The organism is Saccharopolyspora sp. NPDC002686 (assembly GCF_040295745.1).
Taxonomy (GTDB): domain Bacteria; phylum Actinomycetota; class Actinomycetes; order Mycobacteriales; family Pseudonocardiaceae; genus Saccharopolyspora; species Saccharopolyspora oryzae.
In genome coordinates this window covers 1-1845 of sequence record NZ_JBEOVY010000624.1, presented here as the reverse complement: position 1 = coordinate 1845, position 1845 = coordinate 1, and the positions used below count along the sequence as shown (strand labels likewise).

Sequence of the window (1845 nt, the reverse complement as noted above, 5' to 3'; positions counted from 1 at the left end):
GGCGCTTCGGGGGTGGGGCGTCGCCGACCGAGGCGGTAGCCGTTTTCGGCTTTGACGACTGAGCGTCGTCCTTCGGCTTCGGTGCGTCAGAAGTCGGCTGCTTCGGGTGGAGGGCTTCGTCGATCGACTTGCGGGGCTTGTCGGTCTGCAGGATGGACGGGATGTCGAGCTTTCCCGTTCGGACCGGGCCTTCCTGGGACGGCTTCTGGGACGGCTTCGGGTCCTGCTGCTGGCCTTGCTCCGGGGCGCCGAAGACGGCTGGGGCCGTTTGCTGGGGTGTGCCGAAGAGCTCTTCGGGCTTGGACTTGAAGCGGGACTGGTTCTTCCGCTCCTGGCCGCCGTCCTGAGCGCCGCCCGCCATTCCGCCCATCATGCCCATCGGCATCATGCCGCCGTACATCCCGCCAGCGGCCGCAGCGCCGCCCGCGGCAGCCGCACCACCACCGGCCATCGCTGCGGCAGCAGGCGGCGTCGCTGAGGGCTCCTGAGCGGTGGTCGTGCCGCCTTCCTCCAAGTCCGGCGCTTCGGCAGCAGCAGTCCCAGCGCTGACCACGCCACCACCGGCACTGCCACCACCACCAGTCGAGTCGCCGCCCGCCGCCTCAGCACCTCCACCGCCAGCGCCCGGCGCTCCAGCGCCTTCCGACGCCCCGCCCGCCGATGCCGCTTCGGTCTCCACCGGCGGCTGCGGGGTTGCGGGCGCGTTGAAGTCCCAGGCCCCCGTCGGCATCCGGTTGTCGTACTGCACCGATCCCGTCGACCGGCCGGCTTCCAGGTCGTCGCAGAACCGGGCGAAGGCCCGGTAGGTGTCCGAAATGGACTCCGCGAGCTCCATCGCAGGCTGCGTCAGCTCCCCCATGTGCTTGCGGGCGCGCTCCGGTCCGCCTTCGGGCGCCAGCAGCGCCGCGGACACCGAATCCGCCGCTTCCGCGATCAGCTCCCCCAGATCGTCCACCTGCGCCTGGACGCCTTCGACGGTGTGCTCCAGCACATCCGCCAGCGCGCGCATGGAGTCGATCAGGTCGTGGCTCGCCAGGCCCACCTCGCGGATGTGCCCGAGGAAGGCCTCGGCATCCGCGCCCTGCCAGGAGGAATCGATCCCACCGAGGCGCCCCTGCACGTCACCGGTCGCCTGCTCGACGGCTTCGGCGTTCTGCCGCCAGATCCGGGCCGCTTCGCGCAGGTCCTCGTGGCGGCCGACCAGGTCCGCGAGGTCCGCCGGGATCGAGTTGGCGAAGTCCAGTTCGCGCGCCATGCGCTTCAGGTAGTCGAGGTGCTCGGCGATCTCGGTCTTGTCGCGGGCCATGATCAGACCTCCTGCTTGCGGATGTCGATGGCGCTGTCGTCGTCGCCACCGCTGTGGAAGTCCACGACCTCCTGCAGCTCGTCACCGGCGCGCGTCAACGCCTCGCTGGCGCGGCGGCTCTGGTCCACCAGCAGCGCGCACAAGCGCTGGTAGGACTCCGGCGCCCCGGCCTTCCGGCCGAGCTCGCCGAAGGACTCCGGAGCCAGCTCCGCGGCGGGCAGCTGCTGCGGCACGGCGGCGATCTCCTCACCGGCCGTGCGCACTTCCCGCGCGTACGTCGCCAACCATTCGACATCGACCCGGATCCCCGACATCCGGCACCTCCCGCATAGCGCTCTGCGCACTGGCGAACGACATCCAGTGAGCCCTTTTCATCTTGTCCGGCCTGCGACCGCGAAACACGACCGGCACCGCGCGGCGCGGGCCGCATGCGCCGCAGGCGCATAACCCACCCTCGCAACCGGCACCGCCGCGGGTTCTCAGCGTTCGCCTGGCGAGGACGGCCCAGCCGCCGTGTATTGGCATACATAAGGCTGGGC

2 protein-coding genes are annotated in these 1845 nt (G+C 70.8%); both read right to left on the bottom strand.

Annotated elements, in window-relative coordinates; translation table 11 throughout:
* Positions 1-1306 (bottom strand): WXG100 family type VII secretion target (locus tag ABTZ89_RS38380; RefSeq protein ID WP_351054340.1); only part of this gene is annotated, 1306 nt, incomplete at its 3' end.
* A 2-nt stretch (positions 1307-1308) separates the two neighbouring features.
* A complete protein-coding gene (locus tag ABTZ89_RS38375) occupies positions 1309-1620 on the bottom strand; it encodes a hypothetical protein (protein WP_270947631.1) in 312 nt (103 codons plus the stop codon).
* Positions 1621-1845: the final 225 nt, after the last annotated feature.